This window comes from Paraburkholderia graminis (genome assembly GCF_003330785.1).
GTDB classification, from domain to species: Bacteria; Pseudomonadota; Gammaproteobacteria; order Burkholderiales; family Burkholderiaceae; genus Paraburkholderia; species Paraburkholderia graminis.
This window is the reverse complement of record NZ_CP024935.1, coordinates 1,910,823-1,929,027: the sequence shown is the minus strand read 5'-3', so window position 1 is coordinate 1,929,027 and position 18,205 is coordinate 1,910,823. Positions and strand designations below refer to the sequence as shown.

The 18,205-nt window shown below is 62.3% G+C and carries 14 protein-coding genes; 7 read left to right on the top strand and 7 right to left on the bottom strand.

Going from position 1 to position 18,205, the window contains the following annotated elements; translation table 11 throughout:
- Window positions 1-34: 34 nt before the first annotated feature.
- Entirely contained in the window at window positions 35-1,324 is a 1,290-nt protein-coding gene (locus CUJ91_RS26755; RefSeq protein ID WP_053860150.1) for an MFS transporter, read from the bottom strand.
- A gap of 299 nt (window positions 1,325-1,623) precedes the next feature.
- Between CUJ91_RS26755 and CUJ91_RS26750 the strand changes: the two genes are divergently transcribed.
- Window positions 1,624-3,789 (top strand): hypothetical protein, encoded by a 2,166-nt coding sequence (locus CUJ91_RS26750; RefSeq protein ID WP_114157569.1) that lies wholly within the window; start codon window positions 1,624-1,626, stop codon window positions 3,787-3,789.
- 2 nt (window positions 3,790-3,791) lie between these two features.
- Here CUJ91_RS26750 and CUJ91_RS26745 read toward each other — a convergent pair whose 3' ends face one another.
- Together CUJ91_RS26745 and CUJ91_RS26740 are read right to left on the bottom strand one after the other, a co-directional pair.
- Window positions 3,792-5,234, bottom strand: a complete 1,443-nt coding sequence (locus CUJ91_RS26745; RefSeq protein ID WP_114157568.1) for an HdeD family acid-resistance protein — start codon at window positions 5,232-5,234, stop codon at window positions 3,792-3,794.
- A gap of 21 nt (window positions 5,235-5,255) precedes the next feature.
- Window positions 5,256-6,185: a helix-turn-helix transcriptional regulator gene (locus CUJ91_RS26740; protein WP_053860153.1), complete on the bottom strand. Its 930-nt coding sequence runs from the start codon at window positions 6,183-6,185 to the stop codon at window positions 5,256-5,258.
- Window positions 6,186-6,284: 99 nt separating this feature from the next.
- Here CUJ91_RS26740 and CUJ91_RS26735 point away from each other — a divergent pair, with 99 nt between their 5' ends.
- Complete coding sequence (locus CUJ91_RS26735) at window positions 6,285-7,187, top strand: SDR family oxidoreductase (RefSeq protein WP_114157567.1); 903 nt, start codon at window positions 6,285-6,287, stop codon at window positions 7,185-7,187.
- A 1-nt stretch (window position 7,188) separates the two neighbouring features.
- Here the strand turns inward: CUJ91_RS26735 and CUJ91_RS26730 are convergent, their stop codons facing one another.
- Window positions 7,189-7,791 carry a UbiX family flavin prenyltransferase gene (locus CUJ91_RS26730; protein ID WP_006049818.1) on the bottom strand — a complete coding sequence of 201 codons (603 nt, stop codon included), beginning with the start codon at window positions 7,789-7,791 and terminating at the stop codon, window positions 7,189-7,191.
- Window positions 7,792-8,044: 253 nt separating this feature from the next.
- Between CUJ91_RS26730 and CUJ91_RS26725 the strand changes: the two genes are divergently transcribed.
- The gene (locus CUJ91_RS26725) at window positions 8,045-9,685 is read left to right on the top strand and encodes a UbiD family decarboxylase (protein ID WP_006049817.1); all 1,641 of its coding nucleotides are present in this window, start codon (window positions 8,045-8,047) and stop codon (window positions 9,683-9,685) included.
- 89 nt (window positions 9,686-9,774) lie between these two features.
- Window positions 9,775-10,830, top strand: a complete 1,056-nt coding sequence (locus CUJ91_RS26720; RefSeq protein ID WP_244231033.1) for a porin — start codon at window positions 9,775-9,777, stop codon at window positions 10,828-10,830.
- A 127-nt stretch (window positions 10,831-10,957) separates the two neighbouring features.
- Here CUJ91_RS26720 and CUJ91_RS26715 read toward each other — a convergent pair whose 3' ends face one another.
- From CUJ91_RS26715 to CUJ91_RS26705, 3 genes are all read right to left on the bottom strand, one after another.
- Window positions 10,958-11,794 carry an ABC transporter ATP-binding protein gene (locus tag CUJ91_RS26715; RefSeq protein WP_006049815.1) on the bottom strand — a complete coding sequence of 279 codons (837 nt, stop codon included), beginning with the start codon at window positions 11,792-11,794 and terminating at the stop codon, window positions 10,958-10,960.
- Window positions 11,795-11,849: 55 nt separating this feature from the next.
- Window positions 11,850-12,842 (bottom strand): ABC transporter substrate-binding protein, encoded by a 993-nt coding sequence (locus CUJ91_RS26710; RefSeq protein WP_006049814.1) that lies wholly within the window; start codon window positions 12,840-12,842, stop codon window positions 11,850-11,852.
- Between the two features lie 121 nt (window positions 12,843-12,963).
- Window positions 12,964-13,755, bottom strand: coding sequence for an ABC transporter permease (locus CUJ91_RS26705; protein WP_029970232.1), 792 nt, complete (start codon window positions 13,753-13,755; stop codon window positions 12,964-12,966).
- A gap of 357 nt (window positions 13,756-14,112) precedes the next feature.
- Here CUJ91_RS26705 and CUJ91_RS26700 point away from each other — a divergent pair, with 357 nt between their 5' ends.
- The 3 genes from CUJ91_RS26700 to CUJ91_RS26690 are packed head-to-tail and all read left to right on the top strand — an operon-like array spanning window position 14,113 to window position 18,204.
- Entirely contained in the window at window positions 14,113-14,949 is an 837-nt protein-coding gene (locus CUJ91_RS26700) for an alpha/beta fold hydrolase (RefSeq protein ID WP_029970234.1), read from the top strand.
- A 46-nt stretch (window positions 14,950-14,995) separates the two neighbouring features.
- The gene (locus CUJ91_RS26695) at window positions 14,996-15,889 is read left to right on the top strand and encodes an FAD binding domain-containing protein (RefSeq protein ID WP_006049811.1); all 894 of its coding nucleotides are present in this window, start codon (window positions 14,996-14,998) and stop codon (window positions 15,887-15,889) included.
- Window positions 15,889-18,204, top strand: coding sequence for a xanthine dehydrogenase family protein molybdopterin-binding subunit (locus CUJ91_RS26690; RefSeq protein ID WP_114157566.1), 2,316 nt, complete (start codon window positions 15,889-15,891; stop codon window positions 18,202-18,204). Before CUJ91_RS26695 ends, CUJ91_RS26690 begins: the two co-directional genes overlap by 1 nt.
- The last annotated feature ends 1 nt before the right edge of the window (window position 18,205 follow it).

The window sequence follows — 18,205 nt, the reverse complement described above, 5'->3', positions numbered from 1 at the left end:
TCAACCCGTACTTCTCGCGCTTCTCGCGTTGTTGTTACGCTTCGAGTTTCGCCGGCGCCATACGCGGCGTCAGCAAGTGCATCACGCCAAACGCGACGAGATAGGCGAGCGCGCCGATAGCGAACAGTACCCAGTAGTGCCCCGTGCGTTGCAGTACCTGGCCGATTACTTCGGAGAACAGCACGCCGCCAATCGAACCGGCCATTCCGCCGATGCCCACCACCGCGCCGAGCGCGCGCTTCGGAAACAGGTCCGACGCCGTGGTGAACAGATTCGCGGACCAGCCCTGATGCGCTGCCGCCGCGAGGCCGACGATCGCAACCGCGCCCCACAGATTGTCGACCTGCGAGACGAATGCAATCGGCAGCACGCAGCACGCGCAGATCAACATCGCGGTCTTGCGCGCGGCGTTCACCGTCCACCCTGCGCGCAATAGTGCCGACGAAAGCCAGCCGCCGCCGATGCTGCCCACGGTCGTCATCGCGTAGATGCACACGAGCGGCAGGCCGATATGCTGCATGTCCATGCCGCGCGATTCGTTGAGCCACTTCGGCAGCCAGAACAGATAGAACCACCATACCGGGTCGGTCAGGAACTTGCCGATCAGGAACGCCCATGTCTGGCGCTTGCGGATCAATACGCCCCAACCAGGCGCACGCGCGTTCACGTTGGCGGCGTCGAGTGATTCGACTTCGTCGCGTGCCTCGTCGAGATCGTCGTCGTGTGAGCGCGGTTCGGCCGAGCGGTAGAACGCGAACCATACGACGAGCCACAGCAAGCCCAGCGCGCCGATGATCACGAACGCCGCGCGCCAGCCAAACGCGAGCGCAAGCGGCGGAATGATCGCGGGCGCGAACACGGCGCCGATATTCGCGCCGGAGTTGAAGATGCCGGTTGCAAGCGCGCGCTCGCGTCGCGGAAACCATTCGGCAGTGGTCTTGATGGCGGCCGGGAAATTGCCGCCTTCGCCTATGCCGAGCAGCGCGCGGACCATCGCGAAGCCGGTGACTGAACCTACCGCCGCATGCAGCATTGCGGCCACGCTCCACAGGAGCATGGCGAGCGCATACGAAATGCGCGTGCCGAGCCAGTCGACGATACGGCCGAAGCACAAAAGCCCCACTGCATAGAACGCGGAAAACGCGATCACGATGCGGCCGTACTGCACCTGCGTCCAGCCGATGTCGTGCTGCAGCAGCGGCGCGAGCAGCCCGAGAATCTGGCGGTCCATGTAGTTGATGACGGTCGCGAAGAACAGCAGTGCGCAGACCGTCCAGCGGTAGCGGCTGGCTGTACGGGCAAGACCGAGTACGGCAGTTTGCATGGATGTCTCCGTCGCACGGCTTCGCTCGTCGCGCCGCGCTTTTCTGTGCCGGGCGACGAGCGCCCGGGCCCGCGGCGCAGCACCCGGCGCAGTCGCGCGCGGTCAGCGATTTGGACCCAATTAGGAAAACGTTTTTCTAGAATAGAAGCTTTGCGGCCGCAATGCTAGTGCTGAGTTTACCTAGGGTTGTGCGCGACGGCGAAATGGTGCGACGATAAGCGCCGTGCAATAGGTTAATCGTTTTCTCGAAGGTTGCCAGGAGCCGCCGAGCTCTATCCAACACTAATCAGGAGACAGACATGCGTTCCCCACGAAAGTCCATCGGCAGGTGTGCTGTGAGTACGTTGACGCTTCTTCTCATGTCGGCCTGCGGCAGCGGCACCGACGATGCGAACCAGCCGCCCGCGCCTACGCCCACGCCGACAGCCGCGCCGTCGCTGCATGCAATCGTTTATGGCGCGAGCGATACCAGCGTTCCGCGAGGAACCGATGTGCCCATCACGATGATGGGCCAGATGCGGGCGCTCTTCGATCTGATCAGGAAATCGCCGGACTTCACGCAGGTCGTGATGGATCTCGGCGACGGCACTCCGGTACACGTTCTCGACACCAACACGGGCGACAAATTCCTGCCCGGCAAACTCGCGCTCGGCCTTTCGTACATCCTGATCGATATGAAGGCGAAGGGCGATCCGAAATACGCGGACTATCTGGCGACCTACCAGAAGATCACCACCGCGATGATGGCGCAGCCGAGCGGCGGCAATTACACCTACGCCAATACCTCGTGGGGCGAATACTATTACCTGGTGGCGCTGAACAACTTCAAGGCGCACGGCATGCTCAATGAAGTATTCAGCGACACAATGCTGGCGACGCTGCAAAACCGTCTAACCTTCTGCGACATGTTCGGCGCGGACTCAAGCGGAAAGACGAATACCTGTCCTGCGGCCGGCGTGCCGATCGACGTTGCATCGCTGAATACCGCGCAGAATTACTATGCTGTGTCGTACGGCATTGCTGGATTACGGCAGAAGCTCGGCTGGAGCAATCCGACGTTTTCGTCCGCGACCGACCCGGCCGTTGCCACGATGAACGCGCGCGACGCGTTGCTATACACGCTGACGAACCATATCCGCAACGATTCGTCGGGCGGCTTCTCCGACGAAGCATCGAACACGCACACGACCTATTACGACAAGGCGCGCTTCGACAGATACAGCACGTTGCTGATCGGCGAAGTAGTCGAGCGCACACTCGAAATGGGCAACGAGGCCAATCTCACTCCGGAATTGAAGGGCTATTTGAGGAAATCGGTCGATCTTATTCTTCCTCAATTGAACGCGGACGGCGAGGGCTTCAACTATGGACGGTCCATTGGTCCTTATGGCGATTCGGCATTCATGGAAGTTCTCACTGCCGCAGCCAATGCCGGCGTATTGACGCCGCAGGAAATGCAGATCGCCTATACGTTCATCTATAAGGCGGCTCGCCGCTATGAAACGTTCTGGTATGACCCGACGTTGCCGACTCCGTCGGTGAATATGTGGGTGAAAGGCCGCGGCACCGATACTTACCGCGGCAAGCCGCGCGTGATGGGTGAGAACTTCAGCCTGCTGCATCAGTACATGTATGTCGATGCGTGGTGGAGCAAACTGGGTTTCGGCGGCAAGGCGCCGATGGCCGATTCCGACTATCAGGCGTGGCTCGATGCAAGGCCGCGCTATACGCTGACCTGGTACAACCAGCCCACCGATACCGCGCACCCGTACAGTGCGGCGCTTCTGACCGTGCGTGACGGCAATCGGGTTATCAATCTGAATCTGAGCCAGGCGCCCGACTACAATTCATTCACGCCGTATTACCCGGTTCCTTTCTCCGACAAGCTTATCTACGGTACGACCGACCTCGGCTATGCATTGCTGATTCCGCAGGTGTCGTATAACGGCAAGACCTATATACCCGTCACGTACTATAAAAACCTCAACGTCACGGAGAGTAATGGTCAGGTGATCGTGTCATTCGATACGGCGAAGTTCAGGCAAGCCGCGAAGAACGCGGCGTTCTCGACGGACCTGGATTTGCAGGCGCATACGGTGCTCACATTCGGCCGAGGCACGCTGACGCGCACCGATACGCTGAGTTCGGCAACGCTGACCGGCAATGTGACGGTGGAAACCGACTTCACTTCATTCGCCGATTACCAGAGCACGACCGCCAACGGCGACGGCTTCTCGGTCAATTACGCCAATAACGCCAATAGCAATGCGACCGGCTACGGCACCACCGGTTTCGACAGTTGCGCGCTGTCGAACTTCGATACGACAGCGGGCGGCGCCACGAACCCCTTGTCGACGACGCCGATCGGCCAGTTGCACTCGAACTTCGCGTGCACGACGCAGCCGTTCACGATCAACGCCGGCAGTACCCGCACGTTCGGCTGGAGCCTGAAGTACAGCAGTTAGCGTTAGCGTTGTTCTTCGTTCGTCTTTGCTGCGGTGGCTCGATGATCGGATACGAGCGTCCGCAGCATCGACGGATCATCGGCAGGCTCACGATCCAGACGCCGCGATCGAACCATCTTGCGCATGGCCAGACGCGCCATCCTGGCCCAGCCGGAAGGACGCGGATCGGCAAGCATGCTGAGCGCGCGCGCATAGTCGAGCGTGAGGCCGGGCGTCCACGCCATCGTCGCCGCGCGTTTGCGTATTTGCGCAGCAACCCATAGCTCCGGCGTCGTGATGACGCGAAGAAAAGGCCGCCACCCGCCGAGGCCGCCGACGCCACCGAGGCCGCCCCATACGCGTGTCGAAGCCCCTTCGATCGCCGCCTCGAGCGCGCGCGAGACACTGCTCGAACAGTTGCGGGACGTCAGGTTATACGTGGTGTCCTGCCGATACGCGTCCCAGAAGCGGCGCAAGCGCGCCGGATTGTAATTGCGTATGCGCACCTGAACCGTCGATGGACACCACGCCTTCGATTCCGTCGCATAGTCAGGCTGGAACACGCCGGGCACATCGTTCTCGCGCGTGGCACGCAAGAGCCGCGCGAAGTCGTCCGGAGAACGGTCGAATTCCACCGCGGGATAGAGGCTCACGTAAATGCCGTCAGGTGCTTCCAGCGCCGCGTGTCCGGTCGAGATCACGCCGTTGCGATCCACCGCCGCGATATAACGATCGACAATTGGCTGTCGCCGCGCCTCGCCTTTGGCCGATCCGACGGGGGTCCACACATGCACGGTGAGCGCGGCTTCGTCGGCGGCGGGCGGGCCGTCCCATTCGATGTTCGTCATCGCGGCCCGAGTCGCTGCATCGCTGTTGTCCAATCGTTCGGCATCCGAATCGACTGCGGGATTCGACACGAGGCGCCGCGCCCGCGTACTCAGCAACAAAAGATTCCAGCCGCCGAATATCAAACCGAGGCCGAGGCAATACGGTACGGTGCCGACATAGTGCGTGGGATAAGGCTGATAGAAGAAGAGCGCCAACGCGATTTCGACGCCACCGCCAATCGTTGCGAGCCGCCACGTACGGTAGCGCACGACATGTGCCGAGACGATCTGCAACAGGCCATCGGCGAGAAACAGCGTGCCGAAAATCATCGACAGCGCGAAGTGGCCATGATGATGACCCGCGAGAATCAGCGCCGCCGCCAACGAGAACGCAATGCCCTTCGCATAGCGCAGCGTGCGCTGGCCGCCCATGCCGGTCCACGCGACCGCGAGCGTGGCGAGCCCTTCGAGCAGCAACAAAACCGCAAACGGCGTGATCGGAAAATAGAGCGCGCCGTCGAGCGCGTCGATGAACACGACGATGCCGAGCAGCAGGCTAGCCGCGCCCATCATCCTGAGCGAGCGCCAACGCGTGCGCAGGTAATCGACGCCGAGCAGAATCATGACCAGACGAACCATAACGAATCCTCCTTGACGCGTTCAGTTTGCACCGGCACCGACGCGCGTGATGTCCTGTTCGCACTCTAAAGGCGAGCCGTTCGACGACGATGCAGTTTCATGTCGGCGGCTGGCGGCGATCGATCGATGTTGAAGAGCGGCAGCGCGGATGCGCTCGGCCATGAGCGCATCCAATGGCGTGTACACGACCATGCCGAGATCCGGCCGGCCATCGACGGCGAATAGCGAATATTCCATTTCGACCTGCCCGAGCGTGGGATGCAGCAGGCGCTTCACGTTCTCGCCGTCACCGTGACCCAGCACCTGGTTTTCGCGCCACATGCGGTCGAAGTCCGCGTTGGCGCGGCGCAGATCGTCGACGAGTTCGCCCACTTCGGAAGCGAGCCCTGCGCGCGCCACGTCGGCGCGGAATGTTCCGACCACGAAGCGCGCGACGCTTTCCCAGTCGTGCTGTTTCGCGCGAACGGCCGGGTCGCCGAACAGGAAACGCAGGATGTTGCGCTGGCCGGCCGGCAGCCTGCCGTAGTCGGTCAGCACGACCGCGGCGGCCGCATTCCACGCGACCACGTCCCACGTCGCGGTCTTGATGATCGAGGGGCTCGCGTCGAGCGAATCGAGCACGCGCTGCAACCGCGGGTTCACACCGTCGACGCCGCGATAGCGCACCTCGGGCGGCCTCCCGAGGCCCAGCATAAAAACGTGTTCGCGCTCAGTATCCGTGAGCATCAGCGCCGCGCAGATGCGCTCGAGCACATGCGCGGACGGCGCGCCGCCGCGGCCCTGTTCGAGCCAGGTGTACCAGGTGGAACTGATGTGGGCAAGCTGGGCGACTTCCTCACGGCGCAGTCCAGGCGTGCGCCTACGGCCCGAAAAGCCGAAGCTCGCCGGGTCCAGACGCGTGCGGCGGCTGCGCAAAAAGTCACCGAGGGTTTGAGCGTCGTTCACTGACATGCTGAGCCTGTTAGTCCTTTTACCGGGATAACGTCACTACTTAAACAGGATAGCGGATGAACGCATAGTACAGGGATGACTACCTAAGGAGGCATTGCCATGCGGATCTTTGTGACGGGCGCAACGGGCTTCATCGGCTCGGCGTTGGTGCCCGAACTTATCGAGGCCGGTCATCAGGTGATCGGCATGACGCGCTCCGATGCGGGCGCGCAGGCGCTGCGCGCCGCGGGCGCCGACGTTCATCGCGGCACGCTTGAAGACGTCGACAGCGTGCGCGGCGGCGTCACGAACGCGGACGCCGTCATCCATCTCGCATTCGACCACGACTTTTCGCGCTTCGCGGCGAACTGCGAGAAGGACGCACGCGTGATCGAAGCGCTCGGATCGGCGCTGGCCGGTTCCGATCGTCCGTTGCTCGTCACGTCGGGCACGGGCGCGGGCAGCCGCGACGACGGGCAGCCCGCCACGGAGGATGTGTTCAACACGGCGCACCCGAATCCGCGACTCGCAACGGAGCTGGCGAGTAACGTTCTGCTGGAGGCAGGCGTGAATGTCTCGGTGATGCGCCTGCCGCAAGTGCACAACCCGTTCCGGCAAGGGCTGATCACGCCGCTTATCCAGATTGCGCGCGAGAAGGGGGTTTGCGCGTATGTCGACGAGGGCCGTAATCGCTGGCCCGCGGGACATCTATCGGACGTCGTGAAGCTGTACCGGCTCGCGATCGAAAGGGCAGAGCGCGGCGCGCGCTATCACGCGGTCGGCGAGGAGGGGGTGAGCGCGCGGGAGATCGCGGAGGCGTTGGGCCGCGGCCTGAAGCTGCCGGTCGTTTCGATCGCGCGCGAGCAGACGCAGGCGTATTTCGGATGGATGGCGATCTTCGCGGCGCTCGATATGCCCGCGTCGAGTGCTCTGACACAGGCACGTTTGGGCTGGCAACCGGCGGGCCCGACGCTGATCGCCGATCTCGACGAAGCACGTTACGCCGATGATGTGCCGGCGTGACTCAACCGTTCGACACGCTGACGAGCTTCTGACTGTGTTCGCCCGTCCAGCGCTTCACCGTCCCCGCGTCGATATCGAATAGATCGAGCACGCGTCCCAGCGTGTGATCGATCATGGACTGCAAACTGTCGGGCCGCGCGTAAAACGCCGGCACCGGCGGATAGATGATCGCGCCGGTTTCCGTCGCCGCGGTCATATTGCGCAGATGCCCGAGATGCAGCGGCGTCTCGCGCACCATCAACACGACGCGTTTGCGTTCCTTCAGCATCACATCGGCGGCGCGAGACAGCAACGAACCCGTGTTGCCCGTCGCGATCTCCGCGAGCGTTTTCATCGAACACGGCGCGACGATCATGCCGTCGACGCGAAACGAGCCGCTCGAAATCGCCGCGCCAATATCGGCATTGGGATAGTGCTCGAAAGCCAGCGCCTGAACGTCGGCCGCGCGCAAGTCGGTTTCGTAGGCGAGCGTCATTTGCGCCGAGCGGCTCATCACCAGATGAGTCTCCACGTCGAGCTCGCGCAACATCTCGAGCAGCCTCACGCCATAGACAACGCCGGAAGCGCCACTGATTCCCACCACGATACGTTTGCGTCGGTCCATGTTCGTCGTCTCTTGTCGATCCGCTGCGCGGCGGGTTCGTAGGTTCGTATGTTCGTCTGTCTCCGCACTCAGGTTGCATGACATGGCCCCTGTCGTTCAAACGAAATCTGTTCATGCCTCGCATGAGGGCTTTTCATTGTCCGCGGATGAAATCCGTTCATGACGTACATGAGAAATCAGCGTTTGCGAGGGGAGGTCGTTGTGCGTCAGTCTGCGCTCACCGTCGTTCCCCTTGATCATTCACCGGACAACCATGAAAACTTTCCCCTCGTTCCAGACCCACTTGCAGGCCCTCGAGGAAAAGGGCCTTGTCGTTCACGTACACCGCGAAATCAACAAGGACACCGAACTCCATCCGCTCGTGCGCTGGCAATTGCGCGGCGGCATTCCCGAGTCGGATCGAAAGGCGTTCGTGTTTCATAACGTCGTCGACAGCAAAGGACGCCGCTACGAGTTGCCCGTCGTGGTCGGCGCGTTGTCGATCAATCGCGAGGTCTACTCGATCGGCATGGGCGTGCCCGTGGATCAGATCGGCAAAAAGTGGCAGCAGGCGAAGGGCAATCCGATCGCGCCCGTTCTCGTGAACGAAGCGCCGTGCCAGGAAGTGTGTTTTATCGGCGATGAACTCGATGTCGACGGTCAAGGTCTCGAACATCTGCCGATTCCCATTTCGACGCCGGGCTTCGACAACGCGCCGTACACAACGTGCTCGCAGTACGTTTCCGTCGATCCGGAAAACGGCATTCAGAACATGGGCACGTATCGCGGACAGATCAAGGGTAAGCGCCGCGTCGGTTGCAATCCGTCGATCGAAATGGGGCAAGGCATCTATCAGCATTGGCTCAAGTACAAGGCGATGGGCAAGCCGATGCCGGCCGCGCTCGTGATCGGCGGCCATCCGGCCGTGTCGTTCTGCTCGGTCCAGAAGCTGCCAATCGACGTGGACGAACTCGGCGTGGCCGGCGCGATTCTCGGCGAACCGCTGCGCGTGGTGAAGTGCAGGACCAACGATCTACTCGTGCCCGCCGACGCCGAAATCGTGATCGAAGGATTCGTTCCGACGGATACGCTCGAACCGGAGGGGCCTTTCGGCGAATCGCACGGTCACGTGAATTTGCAGGAATTCAATCCGTACATGAACGTCACGGCGATTACGCGACGCAAGAACGCGCATCTCGTGTCGATCATCAGCCAGGTCACGCCGAGCGAAAGTTCGCTCGTCAAGAAAGTCGCGTTCGAGCCGCTCTTTCTCGACCATCTGAAGAATTCGCTGCGTATCGCAAGCGTCGAAAAGGTCGTGATGCACGAGCCGCTGACCAATCTGCGCAAGCTCGTGATCGTGGTGTTCAGCGAGAAGGCAACCGAAACCGAAATATGGCGCGCGCTGATGGGCGCGGCGTCGCTGCAACCGGCTGTCGGCAAGCTGGTCGTTGCCGTGAGCAACGACATCAACCCCGAAAACAGCGACGCGATCTTCTGGTCGATGAGCTACCGGATGAACGCGATCAAGGACGTGCAGATTCTGCACGGCCGCGATACGGGACACGGACCGCGCACGTCGGGCGCGCAACGCGGCGACGATGCGGTTGACGGCGTGATCCTGATGAACGCGACACGCAAGGAAAAGCTGCCGCCGCTTTCGCTGCCGACGCGCGAGTACATGGAAAACGCGAAAGCGATCTGGGAAGAACTCGGGCTGCCGCCGCTGCGTCCGGAATGGCCGTGGTACGGCGTCTCGATGGGCGACTGGGACGAGCGCAACGAAGCGATGGCGCAGCGCGCCGTGAAGAGCGAGTACTTCGAAACGGGCGAGGAGCAGACGCGTCAACGCGTCGGGCCTGAGTGGATCAATAAGGATTCCGACTGGTTCTTCGCCGAAAAGAAAGACATCTAACGCGCCGCGGATAGCGGCCACCATATCAATAGAACGACATCGATGGAGGAGATATGCACGACAAAGGAGAAGCACTTCCGGCTGTACGAATGAGTATGTTGACGCGCTCGCTCGCGGCATTCACGTTGCTTGGGCTGTCGAGCGGCGCGGCGCATGCGCAAAGCAGCGTCACGTTATACGGTTCGCTCGACGGCGGCTTGCGCAATCTCGTGAACGGCACGAAGGCGGGCGGCGCGGCGTTGACGATGGCGTCGAACGGCGTGTACAACTCCAACCGCTGGGGCCTGGAGGGCAAGGAAGATCTGGGCGGCGGCTACTATGCGCGCTTCAATCTGGAAGCAGGCTTCGTGCTGTCGACCGGCGCGAATAACAACACCAACAACCAGATCTTCCAGCGCACGTCGACGGTTGGAATAGGCGGGCCATTCGGGCAGGTCGATATTGGGCGGCAATTCACGCTCCAGCATTTTCTGATCAAGGACTTCGAGCCGTTCGACTTTCATTACCTCGGCATTACGGAATCGACGGCGGTGTCGGGCGGCAACACCGGACGCGACGATAACGACATCAACTATCGCGGCATTTTCGGGCCGTGGGTGGTTCGCGGCGAATATGCGCTGGGCGGCGTGCCGGGCAGCGCCGCGCACGGCTCGACGCTCGCCGGCGGCCTGAACTATCGGGGCAAGACGATCAAGCTGGGCGCGGGCTATACGCACAAGTCGAATCCGCTGACGGCGACGTCGAGCGAATACTTCAGCAATGACCAGTACACGGCAGGCGGCACGGTGAGCGTGGGCCCTGTCGATGTGATGGCCGGTTACTCGCTCGATTTGCAGGACACGCCCGCTTCGGCGCGCAGCATGACACGCAATCAGTACTTGTGGGGCGGTTTGCGTTATCAGGCGACGCCGTTCTTCAGCGTGACTGCCGCGTATTACGACAACAAGAACAAGACCGGCGGCGTGGACGGCAGAAAAGACGTGGCGATTCTCGGCATCGACTATCTGCTCTCGAAGCGCACGGAGCTTTATGCGGACATCGACTATACGCATTTCACCGGCGTTTATGTCACTAACGCAACGTTGAACGCGTCGGGTCACGCGAAACAGACGGGTATCTCGTTCGGTATGAATCACTGGTTCTAGCCGTACCGTCTACTGCGACTTAACTCACGCAAAAAAACCGGTCGGAAGCCTTTAGGCTCCAACCGGTTTTTTTACGCTTGAACAATCAGTGTTCAGTGTTCAGTGTTCAGTGTTCAGTGTTCAGTGTTCAGTGATCGTCGAGCGACCCTTGCGCATTGAAGTGCGCGCGAATCGTCTTCGTGTGATGCAGAAATGCCGGCGTTGCCATCACCTCAAGGGAACGCGGACGCGGCAAATCGATGTCGTAGATCGCGGCTATCGAGCCCGGCCGTTCCGACATCACCAGTACGCGGTCCGACAGGAATACCGCTTCAGGAATGCTGTGCGTGATGAGCAGCACGGTTTTCTTCGATTCGAGCCAGATGCGCTGCAATTCCATGTTCATGCTCTCGCGCGTCATTGCGTCGAGTGCGCCGAAAGGTTCGTCCATCAGCAGAACGGACGGCTCGTGCAAGAGCGCGCGGCAGATCGACACGCGCTGCTGCATGCCGCCGGAAAGTTGCCACGGATACTTTTGCTCGAAGCCTTCGAGACCGGCCATGCTGATTAGCTGCATTGCCTTCTCGCGTGCTTCGCGCCTCGGCATGCGGCGCATCTCCGCCTGTAACAGGATGTTGTCGAGCACGTTGCGCCACGCGAGCAGCACGGCGCTCTGGAACACGATGCCCACATTCTTTTGCGGACCGCGAATCGGCTCGCCGGACAACGTCATCGTTCCCGACGAGATCGCTTCGAGTCCGGCGACCATCTTCAGCAACGTGCTTTTGCCGCATCCGGACGGCCCCACGATCGAAACGAACTCCTGCTCGCGGATGTCGAAATCGAGCGGTTTCAGCGCTTCCATCATGCCTTGCGCGCTGCGATAACTCTTGGTCACGCCGCGCAGTTCTATCAGCGATCTGGCGGGCGCGGGCGCGGAAAAAGACCGGTGATGCTTGTCGTCGAGCTTGAGTACGGTGGTCATAGCGGGGCGGGTTTCGGGTGAACGGAAAGGAACGACGCGGCGGCGCTAGTGCGGCTCATGGAACGAATGCGCCGGTGTAGTACTTCGCGGGCACGTTCGCCGACGGATCGAGCTTGCTGTACTGCACGATCGCGGCCACGGAGTCGTCGATGTTCTTCGCGCTGACGTGGAAGATCGGCGCCTTCTCGGTTTCGGGCGTGCGGTAGAACGGGATCGTCGCCTGCAGCGTGCGGATCATCGTGTCGCGCGAACCGGCGGCGGGCAGCGTCTTGAGTAGCGCATCGACCGCGGCGGCCGGGTCTTTCTCGCTGTCGTTCACGGACTTCGCCGTCGCGCGCATGAAGCGTTTGAGCAGATCGGCATGGTCCTTGATCATGTCGTCGCGCGCGATGATGCTAAGCGTCGCCACGTTCACGTTGTAGTCGGCAAACAGGATCGCGCGCGCAGGCTTCTTCGTGGCCTGCTCGACGGAGATCAGCGGGATCGTCGCGAAGCCGACCAGCAGATCCGCCTGACCCGTAATGACCGCATTGATCGTGGTCTGCGGATTGCCGGTGATGGTCTTGAAGTCGGAGTCCTTCAGGCCGACCTTGTTCATGAACATCGTCCATAGCTGCGACGACGCGTCGCCGGGCGCAACCGCAACCGTTTTTCCCTTGATGTCCTGCGGCGTTTTGATGTTCTTGTCCGCGAGCCCGACCACGGAGGTCGGATTTTCCTGCATCAGCACGCCGATCGCTTTGACGGGTGCGCCCATCGCGGCGACCTTGACCATCGTGCTGAAGTCCGCGTAGCCAATGTCCACGTTGTGCGTCGCGACGGCCTGCACGGTCGGGCCCGAGCCGTGTCCTTCCATCAGCTTGAGGTCGATGCCTTCGGCGTCGTAGTAGCCCTTCACCTTGCCGAGATAAAACGGTGCGACCGCGCCGTTGACCGTGTAGTTGAGCATCAATGTCAGCGAGTCTTTCGCGTAAGCGGCGTGGCTCGTGCAGCAGACCGCTGCAAACGCGAGCGCGGCTGCCATGCGCGTCGGCTTTCGTGATTTCATGGTGTCTCCTTCCTGTGGCCCCATCTGAAATGGGTGCTGTCTGCTTCTTGATGTGGGGTAGTCAAAGCGAATGCGGTGGAACCGCGCGAACGCCGCGAACGCCGAGAACGCCGCGAGCGCGTCAAGCGCGTCCAAGCAGCCGCGAGCGATGCGACGCATGCCACGGAATCGCGATGCGCTCCAGCATGTCGATGGCGACGAACAGCAGAGCGCCGATCACCGACAGCACGACCAGCGCCGAGAAGATCAGCGGCTGGTCGAAGTTGCCGTTTGCACGTTGCAGCACGAAGCCGAGTCCCGAATTCGCGCCGACGAATTCGCCGACCACCGCGCCGACGACAGCGAGCGTGATCGACACCTTCATGCTTGCGAAGATCGACGGAAGCGCGTGCGGCAGGCTGATCTTGAAGAACGTTTTCACCGGCGAACTGCCCATCGACTTCGCCAGATCGGTCAGATCCTTCTCGACCGATTTGAAGCCCATCACCGTCGATACGACCACCGGAAAGAAGCCGAGCAGGAACGCAACGAGTATGCGCGGAAAGAGTCCGAAGCCGAACCAGACCACAAAAAGCGGCGCGATCGCCACCTTCGGAATGCTCTGCGAAAACACGACGAGCGGGTACAGGTAGCTCTCGATCAGCGGCGACGCGGCGACCAGCATCGCGATCGGCACGCCGATCAGCACCGAAAGCGCGAAGCCGCCGAGCGTCGCGTAGAGCGTCGGCAACGACTCTTCCAGCAGCATCGACCATTGCGCCGCGATCTGATGGAAGATCGCTTCGGGCGTCGGCACCAGATACGGCGGAATCTTGAAGATGCGTATCACGAGATCCCACGCAAGCACGATGACCACGATAAGCAGCAGCGGACGGACCCACTGCGAACTCAGGACTTTCCTGGTGAAGTTCACGGCATTCGACCTTTATGGTTGAGAAGCGGAAGAGCGGGAAGAACTGGAAGAGACCGCGCGCGGACATGCGCCGGCATGCTCTGGCAGCAAGATTGACCGCCAGCCATGCGCCGGGCAAACGCTAATTGTTCATGCCGCATATGAGAGAAATTCATCCGCTGCGTGCGGCGGCGCGATGCGCAATAACGAAACGCGCATCGTCGTCGATGCGATGAAACGCCCGTTCGCAAGCGATGAATTGTTTTCATGCTTTACATGAAAGATCGTCGTTTGCCGGTCCAACGGCGAGCCCGCAATATCCGGCTGAGGGCTCGATGACCCGAACTCGAACGCATCCGATAGCCAGTGGAGCACGCAATGAATCAACCGATCAGTCCCGATGTCGTGTCGTCGCACGTTACCGTGCGTGACGGCACGCAAATCGGCTACACCCTCTACGGCGCAAAAGACAACACGGTGCGCGTGGTGCTCGTGCATTCGCTCGCGATGGACCGTCACTTCTGGGCGCCTGTCGTCGAGCGGCTGTTGCCGCGCGCTGCTGTGCTCGCCATCGATGCGCGCGGTCACGGCGCGTCCGGCAAGCCGGCTGGTCCGTACACGGTGTCGCTGTTTGCGCAGGACGTCTACGACGTGCTGCGCGCGACGGACTTTCGCAATGTGCTGATCGCGGGCGCGTCGATGGGCGGCTGCGTCGCGCTGCAATTCGCGGCCACATGTCCTGATGCGATCGGCGCGGGCTTGATCGACACGACCGCGTGGTACGGCGAGACGGCGCCGCAGGACTGGGACGCGCGCGCCCAGAAGGCCGAGGCGGGCGGCCTTGCGCCGCTGGTCGAATTCCAGACCACGCGCTGGTTCAGCGACGCGTTTCGCGCCGCGCATCCGCAAGTGGTGCAACGTTGCGTGGACACCTTTCTACGCAACGACGTTGCCGCGTTCGCCGCGACGGGCCGCATGCTCGGTTCGTTCGACGGCCGCGCGCTGATGGCGAAGGTGAAAGTGCCGACGTGCGTGATCGTCGGTGAAGAGGACTATGCGGCGACGCCCGCGATGGCGCGCGCGTTGCACGCGGGCATCGCCGGATCGACCTTCACCGAGATCCCGAAGGCGCGTCATCTGACGCCGCTGGAAACGCCCGACATCGTCGCGCGCGAACTGCACGCGCTGCTCGATCGCGCAGGCTGCGCCCGCTAGATGCACAAGAAACCTGCAACGAATACGCGCAACAAGGAGTGCCTGGATGATTCCGTTTGAGCTCGCGAAGCCACGGTCGCTGAAGGAAGCGATTGCGCTGCTGGACCCGGAAGACCCGGATATTCGCCCGGTGGGCGGCGGCACCGCGGTGATGTTGATGATGAAGGCCGGCGTGCTGCGGCCGACGCGGCTCGTCAGTTTGCGCGATATCGAGCCGCACTATGCGCAGGTTCGCCTGGACGACAACGGCGAGTTGCGTATCGGCGGATTGACGCGGCTCGCGACGCTCGAGCATTCGCCGGTCGTGAAGGAGGGATGGCCGCTCATCGCCCGCACGTTGCGCACGCTGTCGAATGTGCGAGTGCGCAATGTGGCGACCATCGGCGGCAACCTCGGTCACGCCGATCCTCATATGGATATGCCGCCGGTGCTGAGCGCGCTCGGCGCACGCGTGACGATCACGGGTCCGCACGGCGAACGCACGGTGCCCGTCGAGCAATTGTGCACGGGCTATTACGAAACCGTGCTCGCTCGCGATGAACTCATCTCCGAAGTGATCGTGCCGCCGCAAGCCGGCCGGCCCGCTGCGTACATGAAGGTCACGACCCGCGCGGCGCATGACTGGCCTGCGCTCGGCGTGGCTGTCGTGCTCGATATAGAGGGGCCGCGCATCGGCCGCGCGAGCGTGATTGTCGGCGCGGCGACGGACCGGCCGACACGGCTCACGCATGCCGAGGCGCTGCTTCGCGGCGCGGCGCCCGACGACGCGATTCTGCGTGAAGCGGGCGAAGCGGCTGCGGCGCAACTCGATATCGTCGGCGATCCTCATGGGTCCGCGAGTTACAAGAAGCAACTGCTGAAGGTCTATCTGGGCCGCGCGGTGCGCACGGCGCTGGCCGCCGCGAGCGGACGCGCCGCTCAATTCGGGGATCATGCGTGATGAAGATCGACAAGGCGCTGGAAGAACAGCCAGCACAAAAGCAGGTGGGCCGCGCATTGAACCGGCTCGAAGCGCGCTCGAAAGTGACGGGCCGCGCGGAGTACATTCATAACCTCGTGCTGCCGCGCATGCTGTACGGCAAGATTTTTCGCAGCACGATGGCGCACGCAAGGATTGTCGGCATCGACACGAGCGCCGCGCGTGAAATGGAGGGCGTATTCGCCGTGTACACCGGCGAAGATATTCGCAAGGTGATTCCCGAGCCTTACTATGGCCCGGCGTTTCACGACCAGCCGATTCTCGCGCTGGATAAAGTGCGCTACATCGGCGAGCCGGTTGCCGTCGTGCTCGCGGCCGATCCGCATATCGCCGAAGAGGCAACGCATCTGATCATGGCCGAATACGAGGAATTGCCGGCCGTGTTCAACGAAGTCGAGGCCGCGCAATCGGATGTACTCGTGCACGACTTCCTGCGCCCAGCGGGTACGTTCCCGGACCTGAAGCATCTTGCCGGACGCAAAGGCACCAATGTCGCGCTCGATTTCCAGTTGCGGCGCGGCGACGTGGAGGCGGCCTTCGCAAGCGCCGCGCATGTATTCGACGACACGTTCACCACGCAGCAGGTGATGCACACGCCGCTCGAGCCGATGGTCTCGCTTGCCGAGCCGGATATGGGCACGGGAATGCTGACGGTGCATACGGCTTCGCAGAGCCCGTCGTTCGTGCGCATCGAAATCGCGCGTCTGCTCGGCTGGGACGAGAACCGCGTGCGCGTGAAGTCGGCGCTGCTCGGCGGCGGCTTCGGCGCGAAGCTGTATATCAAGCTCGAAGCACTCGTCGTCGCGCTGGCGCTGCTGTCGCGGCGCAACGTGAAAATCTCGCTGACAATGGAAGAGCAGTTCTTCACGATCACCAAGCACGCCACCACGTTCCGCATGAAAACGGCGGTAAACGAAGAAGGCCGCATTGCCGCGCGCAAATGCGAGGTCTGGTGGAACGGCGGCGCGTATGCCGATATCGGGCCGCGCGTCACGCAGAAGTCGGGCTTTACCGCTTCGGGTCCGTACGACATCGAGAACGTCTGGATCGATTCGTATCAGGTCTACACGAATCTGCCGCCTGCGGGCGCATTTCGCGGCTTCGGCATTCCGCAGATGGTGTGGGCTTACGAGAGCCACGCCGATATGATTTCGCGCGCGCTTGGCATCGATCCGCTCGAATTCCGCCGCCGCAATATTCTGCGCGAAGGGCGTCCGCATGCAACCGGCACGCCGATGCACGACGCGGCGATCGGTCTCGTGCTCGAACGCGTCGCGCAGCGAATGAACTGGGCGGCGCCGTTCGAGCGCGGCACAGGCACGCTGCGGCGCGGGCGCGGCATTGGAGTCGGCTTCAAGGCGCTGGTGGCGCCCACCACGTCGATGGCGATGGTGAGCCTCGCGGGCGACGGCAGTTGCACGGTTTATTCGAGCACGGTCGACATGGGCCAGGCGTCGGAAACCGCGATTGCGCTGATGGCCGGCGAAGTGCTCGGCATTCCCGCCGAACGCATCCGCGTGATGCGGCCCGATACGGACGTGACGCCCTACGACATGGCGACGCTCGGCTCGCGCTCGACATTCCACATGGGACACGCGGTGCGTCTCGCCGCTGAAGACGTGAACCGCAAACTCGCCGAACTCGCCGATGAACTCGGCGTGCCGGCCGCGCCCGCGAGCCGCGCGGGCGAACTGCTGCGGCGCAAGTACGGCATGCAGGCGGGCAACATCGTCGGCATAGGCAGCTTTATTCCGCCGTACAAGTCGCCGGAACACGAGACAGGGCAGTCGGAGAACATCACACCGAACTGGATGGTGGGCGGCTGCGGCGTCGAAGTCGAAGTGGATACGGAGACGGGCCACTTCAAGCTGCTGCGCTTCGAGCATGTGGTGGATTGCGGCACGCCGATCAATCCGAAGGTGGTCGACACGCAGATCTCCGGCGCGGCCATCATGCAGCTCGGCATTTCGCTGTTCGAGCGCATGGAGTTCGACGAGGTCGGGCAGCTTCGCAATGCGTCGTTCGCCGAGTACAAGATTCCGGGCATCCACGATATTCCGCCGGTCATCGGGCGCGAGACCGTCGACTCGGTGCAGAGCAACGGGCCGTTCGGCGCGAAAGGCGTCGGCGAGAGTTCGACATTCGGCGTTGCGTCGGCGATTGCCGAGGCCATCGAAGACGCGGTCGGCGTGCGTCTGAAGTCGCTGCCGCTCACGCCCGAGCGTGTGTACCGTGCGCTGTGCGCCGCGCGCAATGAACCGCTATCCGAGGAATAAA